We start from the raw sequence: 19,213 nt of genomic DNA on the forward strand, positions 1-19,213 counted from the left end.
CCTTATTTTTCTGATACAACAACCGTGATATGACTTGTACGTTTGTTGATTGGAGATGCTGAACCTTTTGCCCGAGGACGGAAACGTTTCATGGTTGGTCCTTCGTCTACAAATGCTTCAGCTACAACTAAGTTTTCAACTTCTAAGTCATAATTATTTTCGGCATTACTTACAGCTGACATTAATACTTTTTCAATCGCTTCAGCTGGTTTATTTGACGTAAATTTTAAAGCAGCAATTGCTTCACTAACGCTTTTCCCTCTAATCAAATCAATAACCAAACGTGATTTGCGAGGAGAAACACGAACAGTTTTAGCAGTAGCTTTTGCTGATGTAATTTGTTCTGCCATTTCTCTTTCCTCCTCTCAGATTAGCGAGCTGACGTTCTTCGGTCATCTTTAGCATGTCCGCGAAAGCTTCTTGTTGGTGCAAACTCACCTAATTTGTGTCCTACCATGTCTTCTTGGATATAAACAGGTACGTGTTTACGTCCATCATACACGGCGATGGTATATCCGATAAAACTTGGGAAAATCGTTGAACGACGAGACCAAGTCTTAATTACTTTTTTCTTTTCAACACCTTGTTGTGCTTCGATTTTTTTCATCAAATGGTCATCACAAAAAGGTCCTTTTTTAACACTACGACTCATGGTGAACCTCCTTTTTAAAATGCGTTACACACGGTCTTTAAATTATTTTGTTTTACGACGACGAACAATATGCTTGTTAGATGGTTTGTTTTTCTTGCGTGTTTTCAAACCAACAGCTTTTTGTCCCCATGGTGAAAGTGGTGCGACACGCCCTACTGGCGCTCTTCCTTCCCCACCACCATGCGGGTGATCGTTAGGGTTCATAACACTACCACGAACGGTTGGACGTTTGTGCATCCAACGTGAACGTCCAGCTTTTCCGACGTTAATCAATTCATGTTGTTCATTACCTACTGAACCAACTGTTGCTCGGCAAGTAGCTAAAATCATGCGAACTTCGCCTGAACTCAAGCGAACAAGTGCATATTTACCTTCTTTACCAAGAACTTGTCCGTTAGTTCCTGCAGAACGAACTAATTGTCCGCCTTTTCCTGGTTTTAATTCAACGTTGTGGACAATAGTACCTACTGGAATATCTTTCAAAGGCAAGCTGTTACCATCTTTAATATCAGCATTGCTACCTGAAACAACTGTAGCTCCAACTTTTAAGCCTTTTGGTGCTAAAATATATGATTTTACCCCATCTTCATAATGGATTAACGCAATATTTGCGGAGCGGTTTGGATCATATTCAATCGACTTAACTGTTGCGACAACATCATCTTTGTTGCGCTTGAAATCGACGAAACGGTATTGGCGCTTATGTCCGCCGCCTTGATGACGTACAGTAATGCGTCCGTTGTTATTACGGCCAGCATTATTTTTTAATGGGGCCATTAATGATTTTTCTGGTTTTGTTGAAGTAATTTCAGCGAAATCAGAAGTTGTCATATTACGGCGACCATTTGTAATAGGTTTATACTTTTTAAGTGCCACGTCATTTCCCTCCTATTTTAATTTTTTGAACGGTTCAGCTTATTCAGCTGAGAAAATTTCAATTTCTTTTGAGTCTTCTGTTAAAGCTACGACTGCTTTACGACGTTTTTTGGTATATCCTTGATATTGACCCATACGTTTTGGCTTAGGGTGTACATTGAGGATGTTAACATTTGCAACCTTTACATCAAAAGCTGCTTCAACAGCTTGTTTTACTAACGTTTTGTTTGCCCGAGTATCCACTTCAAAAGTATATTTTTTTTCGTCCATATCTAACATTGATTTTTCAGTGACTATAGGGCGTTTAATGACATCTAGTAAATTCATTATGCAAGCACCTCCTCAATTTGAGTAAGAGCAGTTTGAGTAATCAATACCTTATCACTTTTTACAACATCCAACACTGTGACATTGTCAGAAGTAACTACCTCTACATTTGACAAGTTGCGAGCAGATAATGCTGCAAATTCATTTTCTGATTCTACAACGACCAATACTTTTGAATCGATCGACAAATTATCTAATACAGTTTTGAATTCTTTTGTTTTTGGTGCATCAAAGTTTAATGCATCTACAACAACAAAATTGTTCGAAGCAACTTTTTCTGATAATACAGATTTAATTGCTAAGCGACGAACTTTTTTAGGAAGTTTGTAGCTATAAGAACGCGGAGTTGGTCCAAAGACTGTACCACCACCACGCCATTGTGGTGCGCGAATAGAACCTTGACGTGCACGTCCAGTTCCTTTTTGGCGCCATGGTTTTCTACCGCCGCCTGATACTGCACTACGATTTTTAACAGCATGTGTTCCTTGTCTCAACGAAGCACGTTGCATCGTAACGGCATCAAAAACAACTGATTCATTCGGTTCAATCCCGAAAATTTCTTCATTTAATGTGACTTCACCATTTTGGTTACCATCTTGTTTGAATAATGCTACATTTGGCATTCCTTAGTTCCTCCTTTCTTCCTATCTAATTATTGTGCTTTTACAGCAGATTTAATAGTAATCAATGATTTTTTCGCGCCAGGAATGTTTCCTTTGATTAAAATGACATTACGATCGGCATCTACCCGTACAATTTCCAAATTTTGGATAGTTACTCGGTTGCCGCCCATACGTCCTGGAAGACGTTTGCCTTTTAATACATGGTTTGGATCAATTGGCCCCATCGTACCTGGACGACGATGATAACGAGAACCGTGTCCCATCGGACCACGAGATTGTCCATGGCGCTTGATCGCACCTTGGAACCCTTTACCCTTGCTTGTTCCTGTTACATCAACGATGTCTCCAGCTTCAAATGTATCAACTTTAATTTCTGATCCTACTTCTAAGCCCTCAAGCTCCACATTCTTGAACTCGCGAATGAAGCGCTTAGGAGCCGTGTTTGCTTTTGCAACATGACCTTTAGCAGGTTTGTTACTCAAAATTTCACGTTTGTCTTGGTAGCCAACTTGGACAGCTTCATAGCCGTCATTTTCAACTGTTTTAAGTTGTAAAACAACGTTAGGTTCTGCTTCAATAGCCGTTACCGGAATTAGTTCGCCAGATTCAGTGAAGATTTGAGTCATTCCCACTTTTCTTCCTAAGATTCCTTTAGTCATGATTACACCTCCAATGATTAATTATAATTTAATTTCAATATTTACACCTGATGGTAAGTCTAGCTTCATTAAAGCATCAACTGTTTTAGGTGTTGGATTTACAATGTCGATTAGACGTTTATGTGTGCGCATTTCGAATTGTTCGCGTGAATCTTTAAATTTATGTGGTGAACGAATAACAGTGTATACGCTGCGTTGTGTTGGTAATGGGATTGGACCTGAAATAGTCGCTCCCGTTCTTTGTGCAGTTTCTACGATTTTATCCGCTGATTGGTCTAAAGTGCGATGTTCATACGCTTTTAAACGAATACGAATTTGTTGTTTTGCCATTATTTTCCCTCCTTCGCCTATTTTTAAAAGTAGACATAGCTCCACGAAAATTTTCCGTCACACACGGTCGTGGCAAAGCGCCCGGGCGTGTCGCAACCTCTCGCTTCCTAGCCGATGGATCCCATTTTCAATAAGGGGAAACTTTCCCTCTTTAGAAAAAAGCACCTTTTACATTATATTATGCCAAAGCTTGAATAGCAAGCCTTTTTTATTATAAATTTCATTTTCAGAAAAAGTTTTCGTCCTATTTTCAAAAAAATTCGAAGAACAATATTTGCTCTCCGAATTTTTTTCAAATAATAGGCGAAATAGCCTTTTTTAATGGGAAATATAAAAACGAGACTAAAATTACAGTCAAAATCACATTGATAACAGTGGCTGGTAAAGAAAGAGCTGCGGTCGTAAAAGCAGTTGGAAAGTCCATCCCTAAATAAAGTTGTCGTACTAAATTTTTAATTTGCGTCATCACTAATTTGGCTACACCAGTACCAGAAGCAATAAGAATAATTTGCCAAACATGCTTCGGATTTTTTTTAAAAGCTAAAAACAAACCATAAGCAGCAGCACCTACAATAAAACTTTCTACTATAAAGTAAGGTGCTTCTACTGCAAAACCATTCAAAACATCAAAAATTGCAAATCCTAGTCCTCCTGCTAATGAGCCTTTGACATAACCTAACAATAAAACTGCCAAAAGTAATACCGCATTTCCTAAATGGACAAAGGCTCCGGTTGGTAGAGGTATTTTAATCATAGTACCAATCACCGTTAATGCTGCAAACAGAGCGACCATCACGACATTTCTAGTTGTTATTTGCATGTTTAGGCACCATCCTTTTTTCCGCTTGGTTATAGGCCCCATGCCAAATATGTCCGACATAAGGGTTAATCGATACACCATGCTCAATTCCAGCAGCTACGAATGTCTTAGCGGTTTTACAAGCGTCAAATACCGAATAGCCCTTAGCAATTCCGGCAGCAATAGCTGCCGCAAATGTACAACCTGCCCCATGGTTAAAATCAGTCGAAAATAAACGTCCTTCAAGCACTTGATAATCTTTGCCATCATAAAACAAATCGATTGCTCTATCAGAAGCTAGACGATGCCCTCCTTTAACGATGACATTTTGAGCGCCCATTTGATGAATGATCTCTGCGGCTTTTTTCATATCATTTAAGTTCTCCAAATCACCTAAACCAGATAAAATTCCCGCTTCTTCTAAGTTTGGTGTAGTTATTAACGCTTGTGGTAGTAAATATTTCTTTATTCCTGCAACACTTTTAGGTTGTAAGATTTGGGCCGTTCCCTTACAAGCAATCACCGGATCAATTACGACGTTTTTTAATCCATATTCTTCAATAAATTGACTCGCTACAGCAATATTTTTTTCATTGCCCATCATACCTGTTTTTAAAACATCCACTGGACCTCCAGCAAAGACCGAAACGAGCTGCTTTTGTAACAACTCTTCAGAAATTGAAGTTACGTCGTGGCTCCAACCATTATTCGGATCCATTGTTACAATAGAAGTTAAACTTGAAAAACCGAATACACCATATTCTTCAAAGGTCTTTAAGTCGGCCTGTATCCCTGCTCCTCCAGTTGAATCAGAACCCGCAATCGTTAATACTTTTTCCATAAGCTCACATCCTTATATCAATTTCGCTTAAAATTGAGTATAGCATGTTTTCACTTGACGAAAACAGCCAATTGGACTATTTTTAACTCATCCAATTGAAGAGGTGATTATTATTTGGTCCATTGATAAAACAAAAAAAGAACCTATCTATCAACAACTAATAAGGCAAATCATCACTAGTGTCCAGCATGGCGAGCTAGCTCCAGGAGAACATCTGCCAGCCGAACGAAAATTAGCAGAAGATTTGCAAATTAATCGCTCCACCGTTGTACATGCGTTTGAAGAATTAGCTAGCCTTGGATGGGTAGAACGTAAACAAGGCAGTGGAACTCAAGTAACACAAGCTCAATGGGGTAACCGACAACCCGCGATTTACCAATGGCGTTCATTATTTTCCAGTCCATTATTAAAAGAAGATCCTTATGTGACCCAACTTAAAGAACAAAAAAATACTAAAAATAATTTGGACCTTTATACTGGGGATTTAAGTGAGGACTTAATTCCAGATTTTAATTTTTCTGCTATGACCTGGGAACAAATGATGCATGAGGAAAAATATAATACAGCTACCGGTTATCTTCCATTAAAGGAACAAATTTTTCGCCATTTTTTTCAAAATGTTTCTCATAAAGGTCAAGATATATTAATCACATCTGGTTCTACCCAAGGAATTTCTTTTTTAATCCAAACTTTACTCAGTCCGGGGGATATCATCGCTACAGAAGATCCTTCATTCTTGTTTTCTTTACCCCTATTTGCTGCAAGAGGGGTTCATTTAAAAGGAATTCGACAGGATCAAGCAGGGATTGAATGTCAAGGGCTGGAAGAGTTGATTCAAAAAAATAAAATAAAATTGCTTTATTTAAATCCTAACCATCAAAATCCAACAGGTCAGACAATGTCCCTAACACGTCGCAAAGAAGTCGTTCAAATTTGCCAAAAATACCACTTACCCATTATTGAAGATGATGTTTTCAGCGAATTAAGCTTCGAAAAAGAGCTTCCTTCATTGAAATCTCTTGCACCAGACCAAGTGATTTACTTAGGCTCCTTATCTAAAATTTTCAGTTCCTCTATAAAAATCGGCTGGCTTTTTGCTCCTAAACCACTAATTAACAGTTTAGCAAATGCTAAAAAAACCATGGAAATTGAAACCGACTTGTTGCCACAACTTTTAGCTACCGCCGCTTTATCCCAACAAAATTATCAAAAGCAGCAGCAACAATTAACGACCAAATTAAAAACTAGGAGTCACTCTTTTGCTAAACTTTTAGGCGCCTACAAAAAGGACTGGCAATTTTCTCCTATTGAAGGAGGTCTTTATTATTGGTTAAACTGGCAACACCAAAAACTAACACGCAATGACTGGCAAACTTTCTTACAAGAAGAGTTATTAGTAGCGCCCTCTTTTTTATTCAGTAATGATACCTCTTCTATGAGAATTAACTACACTCGTTTAGATGAAAAGAAGCAGAAAGTCTTCAAGCAAAAGTTAGCAACAGTGACACAACGGCTTAAAAGGTAAAAAATATAAGAACAGCTTATTTAAGCTTGCGTAAAAAAAGCACTTCAAAGAACAAGTAAAAATGTTCCTTGAAGTGCTTAAAAAATTGCTTCATTTATTCTGCTTCTGCTGCTTCTTGCTCCTGTCTTACAAGACGCGCATCATAAGCTTTTACAAACGGATAGTAAATAATAAAAGCGACAACAACACATATAACAGCTACGACTGGCGCTTTCCAGTCTCCACCGCTACCGACAAAAGCCCCAATACCAACAGGAGATGGCCAAGGCATCTGCGCAATGATTGGACGAATTAATTCTAATTTTATTGCAAAATATGCAATAGAAGCTGAAGCCATCGGTGCTAAGAAAAATGGTAAAGCTAGAAACGGATTATACATTAAGGGGACCCCAAAAATTAATGGCTCATTAATATTAAACAAGGATGGAATAATAGCCGCTTTTCCGAGGGCTTTCAATTGCTCTGATTTAGCCATATAGACAAAGTAAAAGCACAGACCTAAAGTTGCACCAGAACCCCCAACTGTTACATAAGCATTATTAAACTCACCTGCTAACGGTATATTCCCACCAGCTACATTTGTTGCTAAATTGCTCAATGTGATTGGTGTAATAAACGAGAAAATAATCGTAGCGCCATGAATTCCCACCAGCCATAATGCATGAACTAAGAAATAAATCACCATTAATCCCAACCAGCTATTCGTCAAATTGGTGACAAAGCTAAATGGAATCTGAATTACTTGGAAAATGTCTGTATCAAATAAAACTAACAAACCGTTAATAATGATTACAGTAAAGGCTACAACAAAAGCAGGAATCAAAGCAGTAAAGGCATTAGCTACGCCGGTTGGCACTTCTTCTGGCATTTTGATTGTCCAGTGTTTAGCTACACATAGCCGATACAGTTGAACAGCTACGATTGCCATAATAATGCCGGTAAAAATTCCTACAGTGCCTAGACGTTCAATCCCGTCGGCGCCTATTTGCCAACCATTAATAGTATCAGCCTCGGGATCTGTTACACGAGTGACTACTCCATTTTCAATCATCAATTGTGGAAGCGTCATAAAAAAAGCAAAAACAGATAATAAAGCACCATTAATAGGAGATAAATCTAAATCTTCTTCATTTGCCAGAATAGAAGTATATTCATATCCTAAGACAATACAAAAGTATAATGCTAAAGCACCCATAGTAGTGCTATTGGCCAACATATACAAATCACTAATTTTAAAAAAAGTACTCTCAAAAAATCCTTCTAAAAAAGGAAATGCTTCAGGAAGTACATTCAATACTAAAAACATTGAACCGACAATAGTAAAAGGAATTGAAGCCATCCCAGCAGCCATAATTGCACGTACGATTTTAAATTGCGCTAATTTACCTAGAGGTCCCATCAATCTTTTTTCTAAAAAGTTAAATATTTTACTATTATTTTGTTCCAAATTTTATCACTCACTTTCAGCTTATTGATCTTTTATATTCTTTGATATATTGATAATGTTTATCCTTCTTTTGTGAGATCGCACGAATACGACGCAGACAAACCCATGATAATCCACTGCCTACTAAGACTATGCCCATAATAAACAACCTTACCTGGAAATAATCATTTAAAAATGGAAACATCCAAGTAAAACCCCAACCCGTTATTGAGACAAGGAAAAGATAGGTATTTACAATTAATTGAAACAAATGGTAAAGTCGATTATAATGCAGCTTAAGTTCAACTTGATTACTTCTGTCACCATATAATTTTACATGTTCACTTACAGCAAACCCGCCAACAACCAATAAAAAAGATGAAATAATAAGTGCAAGATAGCCTTGACTCAAAAATGATGCTAATGCCCAATATAAATTAGTAAAGAAGAAAAATGCCAATAGATAACGCAGTAATAAAAAACGATTATAACGAAAGTTCGTTTCTGCTGTTTCTTTTCTTAGTTGTTCTTGTTTGGCTTTATTGTAATTCATAAGAACCTCCCTTCTATCCTTGTCTTTTATATAGTTCCAACATCTCTAAAGCAACTTCTCGCAGCGTCATCGTTGTCATAAGATGGTCTTGAGCATGGACCATAATTACTTCCATTACCACTGTTTCGCCATTAGCGTAATCTTGTAATAAATCTGTTTGTGCTTTATGGGCTTCTTTCAATGATTCATTCGCTTCATCTAACTTTGCTTTCCCTTCGTCAAATTTCCCAGAACGCATCAACGGGAACGATTCATGAATGAGTGTACGCGCATTTCCACTAGATAAAATAATTTCAAACGCTATTTCTTGTAATTTTTCCGACTCCATATGCATAATCCTCTCTTCTTTAAACTTGATAACAAAATACTTCCATAAATTCTTGATATGTTGTACAAGCACTTAATGCTTGACGAATTTGATCATTTTCAATAATCGGGATAAATAACTTATTCACTTCTTCCATCGGAAACTTAAAAAATCGATCTGGAGAAGAAAGAAAAACTAGTTGAACTTCAGGATGTTCTTGATCCCAAAATATCCCTTTCGGAGCAACTGCTACAGCTACATGTGCTGATTCAGTTACTGCTTCAATTGGATGGGGGACTGCTAAATATTTTGAAAAAGCGACCGAATTATAATGTTCCCGCAATTGTAGTTGTCTTTGCATTTTTTCTTTAATATCTTTCGATTCAACCGCATTGATCTTAGTAATTAATGCTTCAATAACAACTTCTTTTTGCATTGGTTGGTCAAAATACAGAAATAGCTCCGGTTTGAAACACTGTTCAATTAATTGCTGGTTCAGTTGATGTTGAGGACGAGTAAGAATGGGGGCTGACCGACTCAGCAAGATTTCTTTCCCTTTTATTTTTGCTAGCTCATGATTAATTGCTTGAATATCATCCTGATCTAAAAAAACACTAACATGGACAACAGGGATAAGGGGCACACTTTGTGGTAAGGTAATCGACGATACAATCAAATCCGTATTTTTTAACATATCTTCAGAAATTTCATAATAACCAATCACATGATCAATCACTACTTTTGATCCTAATTCATGCTCCAGTCGCATTTTTAACAATTGAGAACTCCCTAGACCTGTCGCGCAGATGACAATAATATGAGCTTTTTGCGCATTAAAATAACGCTCCATGGCTGCTGTCAGATGAATCGTTAGATAAGCCCACTCACTTTCAGCGACTTCATATTGCTGAAAAATAGGCATGCTTCCTAAGTGTTTAATTGTTAACGCAAAAATATCTGGATAGTTTTGCTTGATTTCTGTCAATAATGGGTTTTCAATACTCGTATGATTTTGCAGCCGAGTGAGTAATGGGGTAAAATGCATCAGCAATCCATTAATTAACACTGTATCTTTTTGAAACGAAAATCCTGTTTCTTTGTCTAATTCTTCAAGCGCATGGAGCAATTCTGTTCGGATCTTGGTTTCATCAGAATCTGCTGCATTTAATGCAAAATGTGAAACACTTTTATTGCGTAAATGTAGCGAAATATAAGAAGCTTCTTCTTCGGGAAATTTAACTTGCATATTTTTTTCAATCCGGCGAATCATTCGTTTAGCCGTTTGATATTCAATGGAATCTTTGGCAACATCGAAAGCATTCGTCATTTCAATATTAAATCCCGATTGCAGCCGCTTAATCGCTAAACCGATATGAAGAACAATGTTATAAATAATAAAATCAGAGAGCTTTAACTTCGATTCACGACACTCATCTAATACGATGATAACGATCTCTTCAATTTGAATTCCCATTAGTAGATCTGTATACATCGAAAATGTATATAAATTATCGTGCAGACGGTCCATAAAAAAATAGTTCATAATAAAATGTCTTTTATTTTGTTCACTACCTGCAACAAAAATACCCGATTTTGTTCTACTATTTAACTCAAGATCATACGGAGCAATCATTTTTTTGATCTCGACGATATCATTAGAAATCGTTGAACGAGAAACGAATAGCTCTTCTGCTAAATCATCAACGAATACCCGACTACGCTCAAAAAACAAGCGATTTAAAATAAAGTATTGCCGGTCCTCAGATTCTTGAACCATCGTTACATCTGGTCTAACAGAAGCTTCTTTAACTTCTTTTTGATAAAAAGTGTGAAACTTGTCATCCTCTGTAATCCATAAACGATATCCTTGTCCTTGTTTGGCTTCAATCACTGCACCATGATTTTTAATGAGATCATCTGCTTGATGTAAGTATTTTCGTGTTGTTCGATCAGAAATATATAAAACAACAGCTAATTCTTGACTCGTCATATATGTGTGCTGATTTTCATATAAAGTTTTAATGATCAATCGTTCCTTAGCATTCAACATCTTTATTCCTACTTTTTAAATATTTTCTTCAACGACACCCGCTAATTTTTTTATGCCCATTGGGATAGGAACATAAGCTTGTGGAGGAATATTGACAATCGGTTTGTTCACTTTATCTGCAGCTTTCTTCAAATTATCAAAGTACATTTTAGTTTGAGGACTGACTAAGTAAAGATCGTATTGGTCCTTTTCGATTGTTGCCGCCCCTTGCGTAGCCGAAGTCGCATCTAACTCAATCTCTTTACCTTGTTCCGTAAATAATTCGGTCGTTCTTTTTGCAATAACTGAAGAGGACATACCTCCTGCACAGATGATTAACGCTTTTTTCATTTATTCTCACCTTTTTCCTTTTTTAATATGTAAATAAGAACCATTTTTAGCTATCTTTTTTATAAATAGCTTTCTCAATATACCCTTTTTTTTTAACGAATGTTTAAATAAATTTTTTTCTATCTATTATCACCACCTAAAATGACTTTCTATCTCTAATTCTCATTATAATTAAATCGCTTACAATTTTGAATGGAGATTATTTCCGTAACGTTCCGGAAGTCATTTAAATATTCACTTTATCCCTCTAAAATTAAAAAGAAGAAGACAAAAAACCCCAAGGTGTTTTGACACCTTGGGATTTTTCAAACCGAATTCTAATAGAATACGATTATTTTTCGATTTTAGCAACAACGCCTGAACCAACAGTACGTCCGCCTTCACGAATAGAGAAACGAGTTCCTTCTTCGATAGCGACTGGGTGGATTAATTCAACATCCATTGTTACATTATCACCTGGCATTACCATTTCAGTACCTTCTGGCAATTCAATGACACCAGTGATATCAGTTGTACGGAAGTAGAATTGAGGACGATAGTTTGAGAAGAATGGAGTATGACGTCCGCCTTCTTCTTTAGTCAAAACATAAACTTCAGCAGAGAATCTTGTATGTGGTGTGATTGAACCTGGTTTAGCTAATACTTGACCACGTTCGATATCATCACGAGAAACACCACGTAACAAAGTACCAATGTTATCGCCTGCTTCAGCGTAGTCCAACAATTTACGGAACATTTCTACACCAGTAACTGTTGTCTTTTTAACGTCTTCATGAATACCAATAATGTCAACTTCATCGCCGACTTTGATAGTCCCGCGTTCAACACGTCCTGTAGCAACAGTACCACGGCCTGTAATTGAAAATACATCTTCAATTGGCATCATGAATGGTTTGTCATGGTCACGTTCAGGAGTTGGAATGTAGTCATCAACTGCATCCATTAAGTCCATAATTTTTTGTTCATATTCTTCGTCGCCTTCTAAAGCTTTCAAAGCTGAACCGGAAATAACTGGAGTATCATCTCCTGGGAAGTCGTATTCAGATAATAGATCACGTACTTCCATTTCAACTAACTCAAGTAATTCTTCGTCATCAACCATATCCATTTTGTTCAAGAACACAACGATGTAAGGTACACCTACATTACGTGACAACAAAATATGTTCACGAGTTTGTGGCATTGGGCCATCAGCTGCAGAAACTACCAAGATAGCTCCGTCCATTTGTGCAGCACCGGTGATCATGTTTTTAACATAGTCCGCGTGTCCTGGAGCGTCAATGTGAGCGTAGTGGCGTTTTTCAGTTTCATATTCAACGTGAGAAGTATTAATTGTAATACCACGTTCTTTTTCTTCTGGAGCTCTGTCAATTGTATCATAACTTGAAGCTTCTGAGTTGAAACCTCTTTTAGCCAAAACAGTTGTAATTGCAGCTGTTAATGTAGTTTTACCATGGTCAACGTGTCCGATAGTACCAATGTTAACATGTGGTTTAGAACGGTCATATTTTTCTTTTGCCATTTTTATTTGTTCCTCCTAAATTACATTTTTTATATTAGACAGGCAGGAAAATCCTATAGGGCTTTCTGCCTATCTTGTTGTAACTAATTGTACACGAAATGCATCAAAAAATACAGTGTTTGAAGCATTTCATTCAAGTTTTATTAACTTTATTCAGCGTTACCGCCGTTTTTCTTAATAATCTCTGCTTGGATTGATTTTGGTACATCTTCATAATGGTCAAATGTCATCATGAAAGTACCGCGTCCTTGAGTTGCTGAACGTAATGTTGTCGCATAACCGAACATTTCAGCTAATGGGACAAAGGCATTTACCGTTTGTGCATTCCCATGAGCGTCCATTCCTTCCACACGACCTCTACGTGCAGTAACATGACCCATGATATCTCCTAAATATTCTTCAGGGACAGTGATTGTCACTTTCATCATCGGTTCAAGAATAACTGGATCTGCTTTTTTCGCAGCTTCACGTAAAGACATTGAAGCCGCAATACGGAAAGCTGTTTCGTTGGAATCGACATCATGGTAAGAACCATCATAAAGTGTCGCTTTAATATCAACTAATGGATAGCCAGCCAACACGCCGTTTTCCATTGCATCTTCCAATCCTTTTTGTACAGCAGGAATATATTCACGTGGAACAACCCCGCCGACAATTTTGTTTTCAAACTCGAAACCTGCGCCTTCTTCATTTGGTGTATATTCAATCCATACGTGTCCGTATTGACCTTTACCACCAGACTGACGAATAAATTTCCCTTCAGCTTGCGTCGAAGAACGGAAGGTTTCACGGTAAGAAACTTGTGGAGCACCAATGTTGGCATCCACTTTAAATTCTTGTTTCATCCGATCAATAAGGACATCCAACTGAAGTTCGCCCATCCCAGCAATGACTGTTTCGCCTGTTTCAGCATTTGATTCAACACGGAATGACGGATCTTCTTCAGCAAGTTTTTGTAAAGCAACACCCATTTTATCTTGATCGGCTTTTGATTTAGGCTCAACTGCAACTTCAATTACCGGATCAGGGAAATGAATAGTTTCCAAAATAACCGGATTTTTTTCATCGCAAAGGGTATCCCCTGTTGTTGTGTTTTTCAAACCAACAGCAGCGGCAATGTCACCAGAGTAAACCTTTTGAATTTCAGAACGAGTATTTGCGTGCATTTGCAAAATACGTCCAATCCGTTCACGTGAGTCTTTGGTAGCATTTAATACATAAGAACCTGAATCTAAAGTACCAGCATAAACCCGGAAGAAGGTCAAACGACCTACATAAGGGTCTGTCATAACTTTAAATGCTAAAGATGAGAAAGGTTGATCATCATCTGCAGGGTGTTCAGTTTCTTCGCCCGTTTTTGGATCGATCCCTTTAATTGGGGGAACATCAATTGGAGAAGGCAAGTAGTCAACTACTGCGTCCAACATCATTTGTACCCCTTTGTTTTTAAAAGCAGAACCACACAATACTGGATAAAAGTCAACAGACAATGTTGCTCTACGGATACCAGCTTTTAATTCTTCTGACGTAATTTCTTCGCCTTCCAAATATTTCATCATAATATCTTCATCAACATCGGCTACGGCTTCGATTAATTTGTCGTGCCATTCTTGTGCTGCTTCTTTGTATTCATCTGGAATTTCTGTTTCATCAAAGGTTGTACCTAAGTCATCTTTATAAAATTCAGCTTTCATTTTTACCAAGTCAATGATGCCTTCAAAACTATCTTCAGCACCAATTGGTAATTGGATTGGCTGTGCATTAGCTTGCAAACGATCATGTAATGATTGAACTGAATACAAGTAATCTGCTCCAACTTTATCCATTTTGTTACAGAATACAATACGAGGCACTTGGTATTCTGTTGCTTGACGCCAAACTGTTTCAGTTTGTGGTTCAACGCCTGATTGTGAGTCCAATACTGTGACCGCACCATCTAACACACGCAATGAACGTTGTACTTCAATCGTAAAGTCCACGTGCCCTGGGGTGTCGATGATGTTTACCCGATGGCCCTTCCAATGGGCCGTAGTAGCGGCGGAAGTGATCGTAATCCCACGGTCTTGTTCTTGGCTCATCCAGTCCATTTGAGAAGCACCTTCGTGCGTTTCCCCAAGTTTATGGATACGACCTGTATAATACAAGACACGCTCAGTCGTTGTCGTTTTACCAGCATCAACGTGCGCTACGATACCGATATTACGAGTTTTTTCTAACGAAAATTCTCTTCCCATTTCTAGGTTGTTCTCCTCTCAACTTTTAAATTTGCCATGGTTATATCTTTTACCAATAATAAAGAAGCGAGGGTCTTACCAGCGATAGTGAGCAAAAGCCCGATTTGATTCTGCCATTTTATGTGTATCCTCACGTTTTTTGACAGAGCCGCCAGTATTGTTAGCTGCATCCATAATTTCTTTAGCTAACCGTTCTTCCATATTATGTTCTCCACGCAAGCGCGCATAATTTACCATCCAGCGAAGACCTAAAGTCGTACGACGTTCAGGGCGTACTTCAACCGGAACTTGGTAGTTAGAACCTCCTACACGACGTGCTTTTACTTCTAAAACAGGCATAACATTCTTCATTGCTTGTTCAAAAACTTCCAATGGATCGTTGCCTGTAGATTCTTTAATATTATCAAAAGCATTATAAATAATGTTTGATGCAACCCCACGTTTGCCATCAACCATCACTCGATTGATCAAACGTGTAACCAATTTTGAATTATAGATAGGATCTGGTAAAACCTCACGTTTTGCTGCAGCACCTTTACGAGACATACGTAATTCCTCCTTTCAAACAATTATTCGTTTTTTAATTGTAGTTTAAATTAAGATTTTGGTTTCTTCGTTCCATATTTTGAACGAGATTGTTTACGATCGTTTACGCCAGCAGTATCCAGTGCACCACGCACAATATGATACCGTACCCCTGGCAAGTCTTTTACACGACCCCCACGAATCAATACAACACTGTGTTCTTGTAAGTTATGACCAATACCTGGGATATAGGCGGTTACTTCAATTAAATTTGATAAACGTACACGAGCATATTTACGCAAAGCAGAGTTAGGTTTTTTCGGTGTCATTGTTCCAACACGTACTGCTACCCCACGTTTTTGCGGAGAATATACAGTTGTTTGTTTCTTTTTGAAGCTGTTATATCCTTTATTTAATGCTGGTGAATCAGATTGTTCACTTCTAGTTTTACGAGGTTTACGTACTAATTGATTAATTGTAGGCATTTTGTCTCCTCCTCCCTTAATTTGCTTTATAGTTCCACACATCCAGGTGGTTCTTTTTTTGCGATAAAAAAGAATGCAATCAACTGCACACTTTATCAGATGTACTTATTACAGTCAGCATGTCCCATCAAAAAGACCTGTTTATAAAGCACCTTTGAAAGAATACCATGCATTTTATAGGTTGTCAACAATTTCTGCCGGCTTTTTCCAACTATTTTTATATAACGCTATCATTTTTGATTTTCAAAGGATATAATAGTAAGCAAAGGAATATTTACGAGGAGTGAAAATAGTGAACTTAAAAGAATCCGTTGGCATAAAAGCAGCTAGTTATGTAAAAAATGGGATGACTATTGGGCTTGGCACTGGTTCAACTGCTTATTACATGATTAAAGAGATTGGACGAAAAGTAAAAGAAGAAAAGCTGGATATTATTGGCGTGCCCACTTCTGCAACTTCAAAAAAGCAAGCAGAGGAGATTGGTATTCCTATTAAATCAATCGATGAAGTCGAAAAAGTAGACCTCATTATCGATGGAGCTGACGAAATCAGTGCGGATTTTCAGGGGATTAAAGGCGGCGGAGCTGCTTTACTTTTTGAAAAAATTGTTGCTACTTATACCGATCAAGTCATCTGGATTGTTGATGAGTCAAAAATGGTGGATAAATTAGGAGAATTTCCTTTACCGGTAGAAGTTGTTCCATATGGTCAAGAACAATTATTCCGCTTATTCACTAAAAAAGGCTATCACCCTAGCTTTCGTAAAGAAGAAAATAAACTAAAAGTAACAGATAGCGGACATTCTATTATCGATCTTCACCTGAAGCAAATTGCTGACCCGAAACGTTTAGCCAAGGAATTAGATGAAACCGTCGGTGTAGTCGAACATGGTCTATTCTTAGACATGGTGAATACAGTGATTGTTGGCAAGCAAAATGGTCCTGAGATCATCTCATCGATTCGTTAAAAATAATAACTTTTCTTAGCCAAGAATAAGTCCCCTTTTTTTACCAATGGAAAAAAATAGTAAAAAAGTGTACAATAGTAAAGGAATGAAAATTTCAGTAACTAAATGAAAAAGGAGATTTTTTTATGCCAAAACTAATTTTTGCACGTCACGGAAAAAGCGAATGGAACAAAGAAAATAAATTCACCGGTTGGGTTGACGTCGATTTGGCTCCAGAAGGTGTGGAAGAAGCAAAAGATGCCGGGCGTAAATTAAAAGAAGCTGGCATCGAATTTGATGTTGCTTATACTTCTGTTTTAACTCGTGCGATTAAAACATGCCACTATATCTTAGAAGAAACAGGTCAATTATGGGTGCCAGAAATTAAAACTTGGCGCTTAAACGAACGTCATTACGGCGCTTTGCAAGGCTTAGATAAACAAGATACACGTGATAAATATGGAGATGAACAAGTACACATTTGGCGCCGTTCTTATGATGTATTGCCTCCATTAACAGAACCTAAGTCAGATCGTCGTTATGCCGATTTAGATCCAAGAACAATTCCTGGTGGTGAAAACTTAAAAGTGACCCTAGAACGAGCATTACCATTCTGGGAAGATCAAATCGCTCCTGCTTTGCGCGACGGAAAAACTGTTTTAGTTGCAGCACATGGCAATTCCTTGCGCGCACTAGCTAAACATATCGAAGGCATCTCAGATGATGATATTATGGACCTTGAAATTCCAACAGGAAAACCAAGTGTTTATGAATTAAATGATGACCTAAGTGTAAAAGACAAATACTATTTATAAAAAGCAGCAAAAAACCACGTCGGATTATGTTCCTACGTGGTTTTTTATTTTGTTATCTTTTTTAAATTTTTTTATACAAATGAAGTTTCTGACATACAGGCACGATAAATGGAGACCACATCTTCTTCATGAAGTGGGACAAAACCTTGATTTGAAATGGAACTATGCGCAACAGCGCGTTGACCCATCTCTTCAAAATTTTCTTCTGTTTGAATACCTACTTCCGGCAACGTCATTGGAATACCACATGAAACAAAAAAGTCGTACAATTTTTGAATGCCTATCTCTGCGGTCCTTTTAGCTTCTTCTCCTTTTACATCCCAAATTTCTTCGGCAAAGCGTTGAAATTTAGGAAGAGTATCATCATCTAATATATGGGCCATCCACCTAGGAGTCAGTATAGCCAGCCCTACGCCGTGAGTAATATCATAAAAAGCACTTAACTCATGTTCCATTGCATGACAAGACCAAGAACCACTTTTCCCTTTTCCAACTAAACCATTTAAAGCTAGTGTGCTGGCCCACATCAAGTTGGCTCTAGCCGTATAATTATCAGGTTCTTTTAAAGCAAGTGGTAAATACTTAATAACTGTTTTCATCAGTCCTTCAGCAATCTCATCTTGAACTTCAGTACCCGGTGTTGCGTTAAAATAATTTTCCATCAAATGACTGAGAATATCGGCGGATCCGGCAGCTGTTTGATATGAACTAACACTATAGGTGTTTGTTGGATCAAGAAAGGAAACTTTTGGTAGTAAACTCGTTCCATGTACTCCCAGTTTTATTTGAGCGTCCATATTCGAGATTACACAAGTTCCGTTCATCTCACTACCTGTAGCAGCTAAAGTGAGAACAGTAACTATCGGTAATGCTGGACCGTTATAACTCCGTTTTAATACAAAATTTTCCCATAAATTTCCCGAAACGAACCGACAAGCTGCAACTGCTTTACTACAATCAATAACAGAACCGCCGCCAACAGGTAAAACCACATCAACTGCGTTTTCTTTACACAATTGTGCCCCTTTTTGTACTGTTTCAATTCGAGGATTAGGATCAACGCCTGCCAATTCAACCACATGATTATCATTTTGATTAAACAATTCATATAATTTATCGTATAAACCACTTTTTTTGATACTGCCGCCGCCATAAACTAATAAAACATTCTTACCAAAAGTATTCAAAACCTGAGGTAGTTCATCTAGACGATCATAGCCAAAACGAATATCTGTCGTTACATGAAAGTCAAAATTTTCCATGGAAAGTCCTCCTTTTCTTATATTATCTCTATAATTTTATTTAAAGTCAAAAATTGAAAAATAAATATTTTGTTATCAAATAAAAGTTGCCATGAAGAACTGTGAAGTTCTTCTTTTTTATTTTTT

At 37.5% G+C, this 19,213-nt stretch carries 22 protein-coding genes; 3 read left to right on the forward strand and 19 right to left on the reverse strand.

Annotated features, from left to right (window positions below; all coding sequences use genetic code 11):
• Positions 1-2 precede the first annotated feature (2 nt).
• The 9 genes from rplV to thiD all read right to left on the reverse strand — a co-directional run bounded on the left by rplV (position 3) and on the right by thiD (position 5,107).
• Positions 3-350, reverse strand: coding sequence for a 50S ribosomal protein L22 (gene rplV, locus TS1_RS04975; protein ID WP_068708450.1), 348 nt, complete (start codon positions 348-350; stop codon positions 3-5).
• Positions 351-370: 20 nt separating this feature from the next.
• The gene (gene rpsS, locus TS1_RS04980; protein WP_028789796.1) at positions 371-652 is read right to left on the reverse strand and encodes a 30S ribosomal protein S19; all 282 of its coding nucleotides are present in this window, start codon (positions 650-652) and stop codon (positions 371-373) included.
• Positions 653-694: 42 nt separating this feature from the next.
• Entirely contained in the window at positions 695-1,528 is an 834-nt protein-coding gene (gene rplB, locus TS1_RS04985) for a 50S ribosomal protein L2 (protein WP_068708452.1), read from the reverse strand.
• Between the two features lie 39 nt (positions 1,529-1,567).
• Complete coding sequence (locus tag TS1_RS04990) at positions 1,568-1,855, reverse strand: 50S ribosomal protein L23 (protein ID WP_068708454.1); 288 nt, start codon at positions 1,853-1,855, stop codon at positions 1,568-1,570.
• Entirely contained in the window at positions 1,855-2,478 is a 624-nt protein-coding gene (gene rplD, locus TS1_RS04995) for a 50S ribosomal protein L4 (RefSeq protein WP_068708456.1), read from the reverse strand. Before rplD ends, TS1_RS04990 begins: the two co-directional genes overlap by 1 nt.
• A 29-nt stretch (positions 2,479-2,507) precedes the next feature.
• Positions 2,508-3,137 carry a 50S ribosomal protein L3 gene (gene rplC, locus TS1_RS05000; RefSeq protein ID WP_068708458.1) on the reverse strand — a complete coding sequence of 210 codons (630 nt, stop codon included), beginning with the start codon at positions 3,135-3,137 and terminating at the stop codon, positions 2,508-2,510.
• Between the two features lie 21 nt (positions 3,138-3,158).
• Positions 3,159-3,467 (reverse strand): 30S ribosomal protein S10, encoded by a 309-nt coding sequence (gene rpsJ / locus TS1_RS05005; protein WP_068708464.1) that lies wholly within the window; start codon positions 3,465-3,467, stop codon positions 3,159-3,161.
• Between the two features lie 292 nt (positions 3,468-3,759).
• Positions 3,760-4,287 carry an ECF transporter S component gene (locus tag TS1_RS05010; RefSeq protein ID WP_068708466.1) on the reverse strand — a complete coding sequence of 176 codons (528 nt, stop codon included), beginning with the start codon at positions 4,285-4,287 and terminating at the stop codon, positions 3,760-3,762.
• Positions 4,271-5,107 (reverse strand): bifunctional hydroxymethylpyrimidine kinase/phosphomethylpyrimidine kinase, encoded by an 837-nt coding sequence (gene thiD / locus TS1_RS05015; protein WP_068708468.1) that lies wholly within the window; start codon positions 5,105-5,107, stop codon positions 4,271-4,273. The genes TS1_RS05010 and thiD overlap by 17 nt, the downstream gene beginning before the upstream one ends.
• Positions 5,108-5,210: 103 nt before the next feature.
• Between thiD and TS1_RS05020 the strand changes: the two genes are divergently transcribed.
• Entirely contained in the window at positions 5,211-6,632 is a 1,422-nt protein-coding gene (locus tag TS1_RS05020) for an aminotransferase-like domain-containing protein (protein ID WP_407701886.1), read from the forward strand.
• Positions 6,633-6,726: 94 nt separating this feature from the next.
• Here the strand turns inward: TS1_RS05020 and celB are convergent, their stop codons facing one another.
• The 9 genes from celB to rpsL all read right to left on the reverse strand — a co-directional run bounded on the left by celB (position 6,727) and on the right by rpsL (position 16,064).
• Positions 6,727-8,079, reverse strand: coding sequence for a PTS cellobiose transporter subunit IIC (gene celB / locus TS1_RS05025; RefSeq protein WP_068708470.1), 1,353 nt, complete (start codon positions 8,077-8,079; stop codon positions 6,727-6,729).
• 16 nt (positions 8,080-8,095) lie between these two features.
• Positions 8,096-8,611: a hypothetical protein gene (locus TS1_RS05030; protein WP_068708477.1), complete on the reverse strand. Its 516-nt coding sequence runs from the start codon at positions 8,609-8,611 to the stop codon at positions 8,096-8,098.
• Positions 8,612-8,624: 13 nt separating this feature from the next.
• Positions 8,625-8,939, reverse strand: a complete 315-nt coding sequence (locus tag TS1_RS05035; RefSeq protein WP_068708553.1) for a PTS cellobiose transporter subunit IIA — start codon at positions 8,937-8,939, stop codon at positions 8,625-8,627.
• A gap of 19 nt (positions 8,940-8,958) precedes the next feature.
• Positions 8,959-10,968, reverse strand: a complete 2,010-nt coding sequence (locus TS1_RS05040) for a BglG family transcription antiterminator (protein WP_068708479.1) — start codon at positions 10,966-10,968, stop codon at positions 8,959-8,961.
• 15 nt (positions 10,969-10,983) lie between these two features.
• Positions 10,984-11,298: a PTS cellobiose transporter subunit IIB gene (locus TS1_RS05045; protein ID WP_068708481.1), complete on the reverse strand. Its 315-nt coding sequence runs from the start codon at positions 11,296-11,298 to the stop codon at positions 10,984-10,986.
• Between the two features lie 331 nt (positions 11,299-11,629).
• The gene (gene tuf, locus TS1_RS05050; protein WP_068708483.1) at positions 11,630-12,820 is read right to left on the reverse strand and encodes an elongation factor Tu; all 1,191 of its coding nucleotides are present in this window, start codon (positions 12,818-12,820) and stop codon (positions 11,630-11,632) included.
• Between the two features lie 149 nt (positions 12,821-12,969).
• Positions 12,970-15,054 (reverse strand): elongation factor G, encoded by a 2,085-nt coding sequence (gene fusA / locus TS1_RS05055; RefSeq protein WP_068708485.1) that lies wholly within the window; start codon positions 15,052-15,054, stop codon positions 12,970-12,972.
• 75 nt (positions 15,055-15,129) lie between these two features.
• Positions 15,130-15,600 (reverse strand): 30S ribosomal protein S7, encoded by a 471-nt coding sequence (gene rpsG, locus TS1_RS05060; protein ID WP_068708487.1) that lies wholly within the window; start codon positions 15,598-15,600, stop codon positions 15,130-15,132.
• Positions 15,601-15,650: 50 nt separating this feature from the next.
• Complete coding sequence (gene rpsL, locus TS1_RS05065) at positions 15,651-16,064, reverse strand: 30S ribosomal protein S12 (RefSeq protein ID WP_068708489.1); 414 nt, start codon at positions 16,062-16,064, stop codon at positions 15,651-15,653.
• A gap of 292 nt (positions 16,065-16,356) precedes the next feature.
• Between rpsL and rpiA the strand changes: the two genes are divergently transcribed.
• On the forward strand, positions 16,357-17,031 hold the full coding sequence (gene rpiA, locus TS1_RS05070; protein WP_068708491.1) for a ribose-5-phosphate isomerase RpiA: 675 nt from the start codon (positions 16,357-16,359) through the stop codon (positions 17,029-17,031).
• 125 nt (positions 17,032-17,156) lie between these two features.
• Positions 17,157-17,825, forward strand: coding sequence for a 2,3-diphosphoglycerate-dependent phosphoglycerate mutase (gene gpmA, locus TS1_RS05075; protein WP_068708493.1), 669 nt, complete (start codon positions 17,157-17,159; stop codon positions 17,823-17,825).
• A 71-nt stretch (positions 17,826-17,896) separates the two neighbouring features.
• Here the strand turns inward: gpmA and TS1_RS05080 are convergent, their stop codons facing one another.
• The gene (locus TS1_RS05080; protein ID WP_068708496.1) at positions 17,897-19,087 is read right to left on the reverse strand and encodes an iron-containing alcohol dehydrogenase; all 1,191 of its coding nucleotides are present in this window, start codon (positions 19,085-19,087) and stop codon (positions 17,897-17,899) included.
• Positions 19,088-19,213: the final 126 nt, after the last annotated feature.

It is taken from the genome of Tetragenococcus solitarius NBRC 100494 (genome assembly GCF_001544195.1).
Taxonomy (GTDB): domain Bacteria; phylum Bacillota; class Bacilli; order Lactobacillales; family Enterococcaceae; genus Tetragenococcus; species Tetragenococcus solitarius.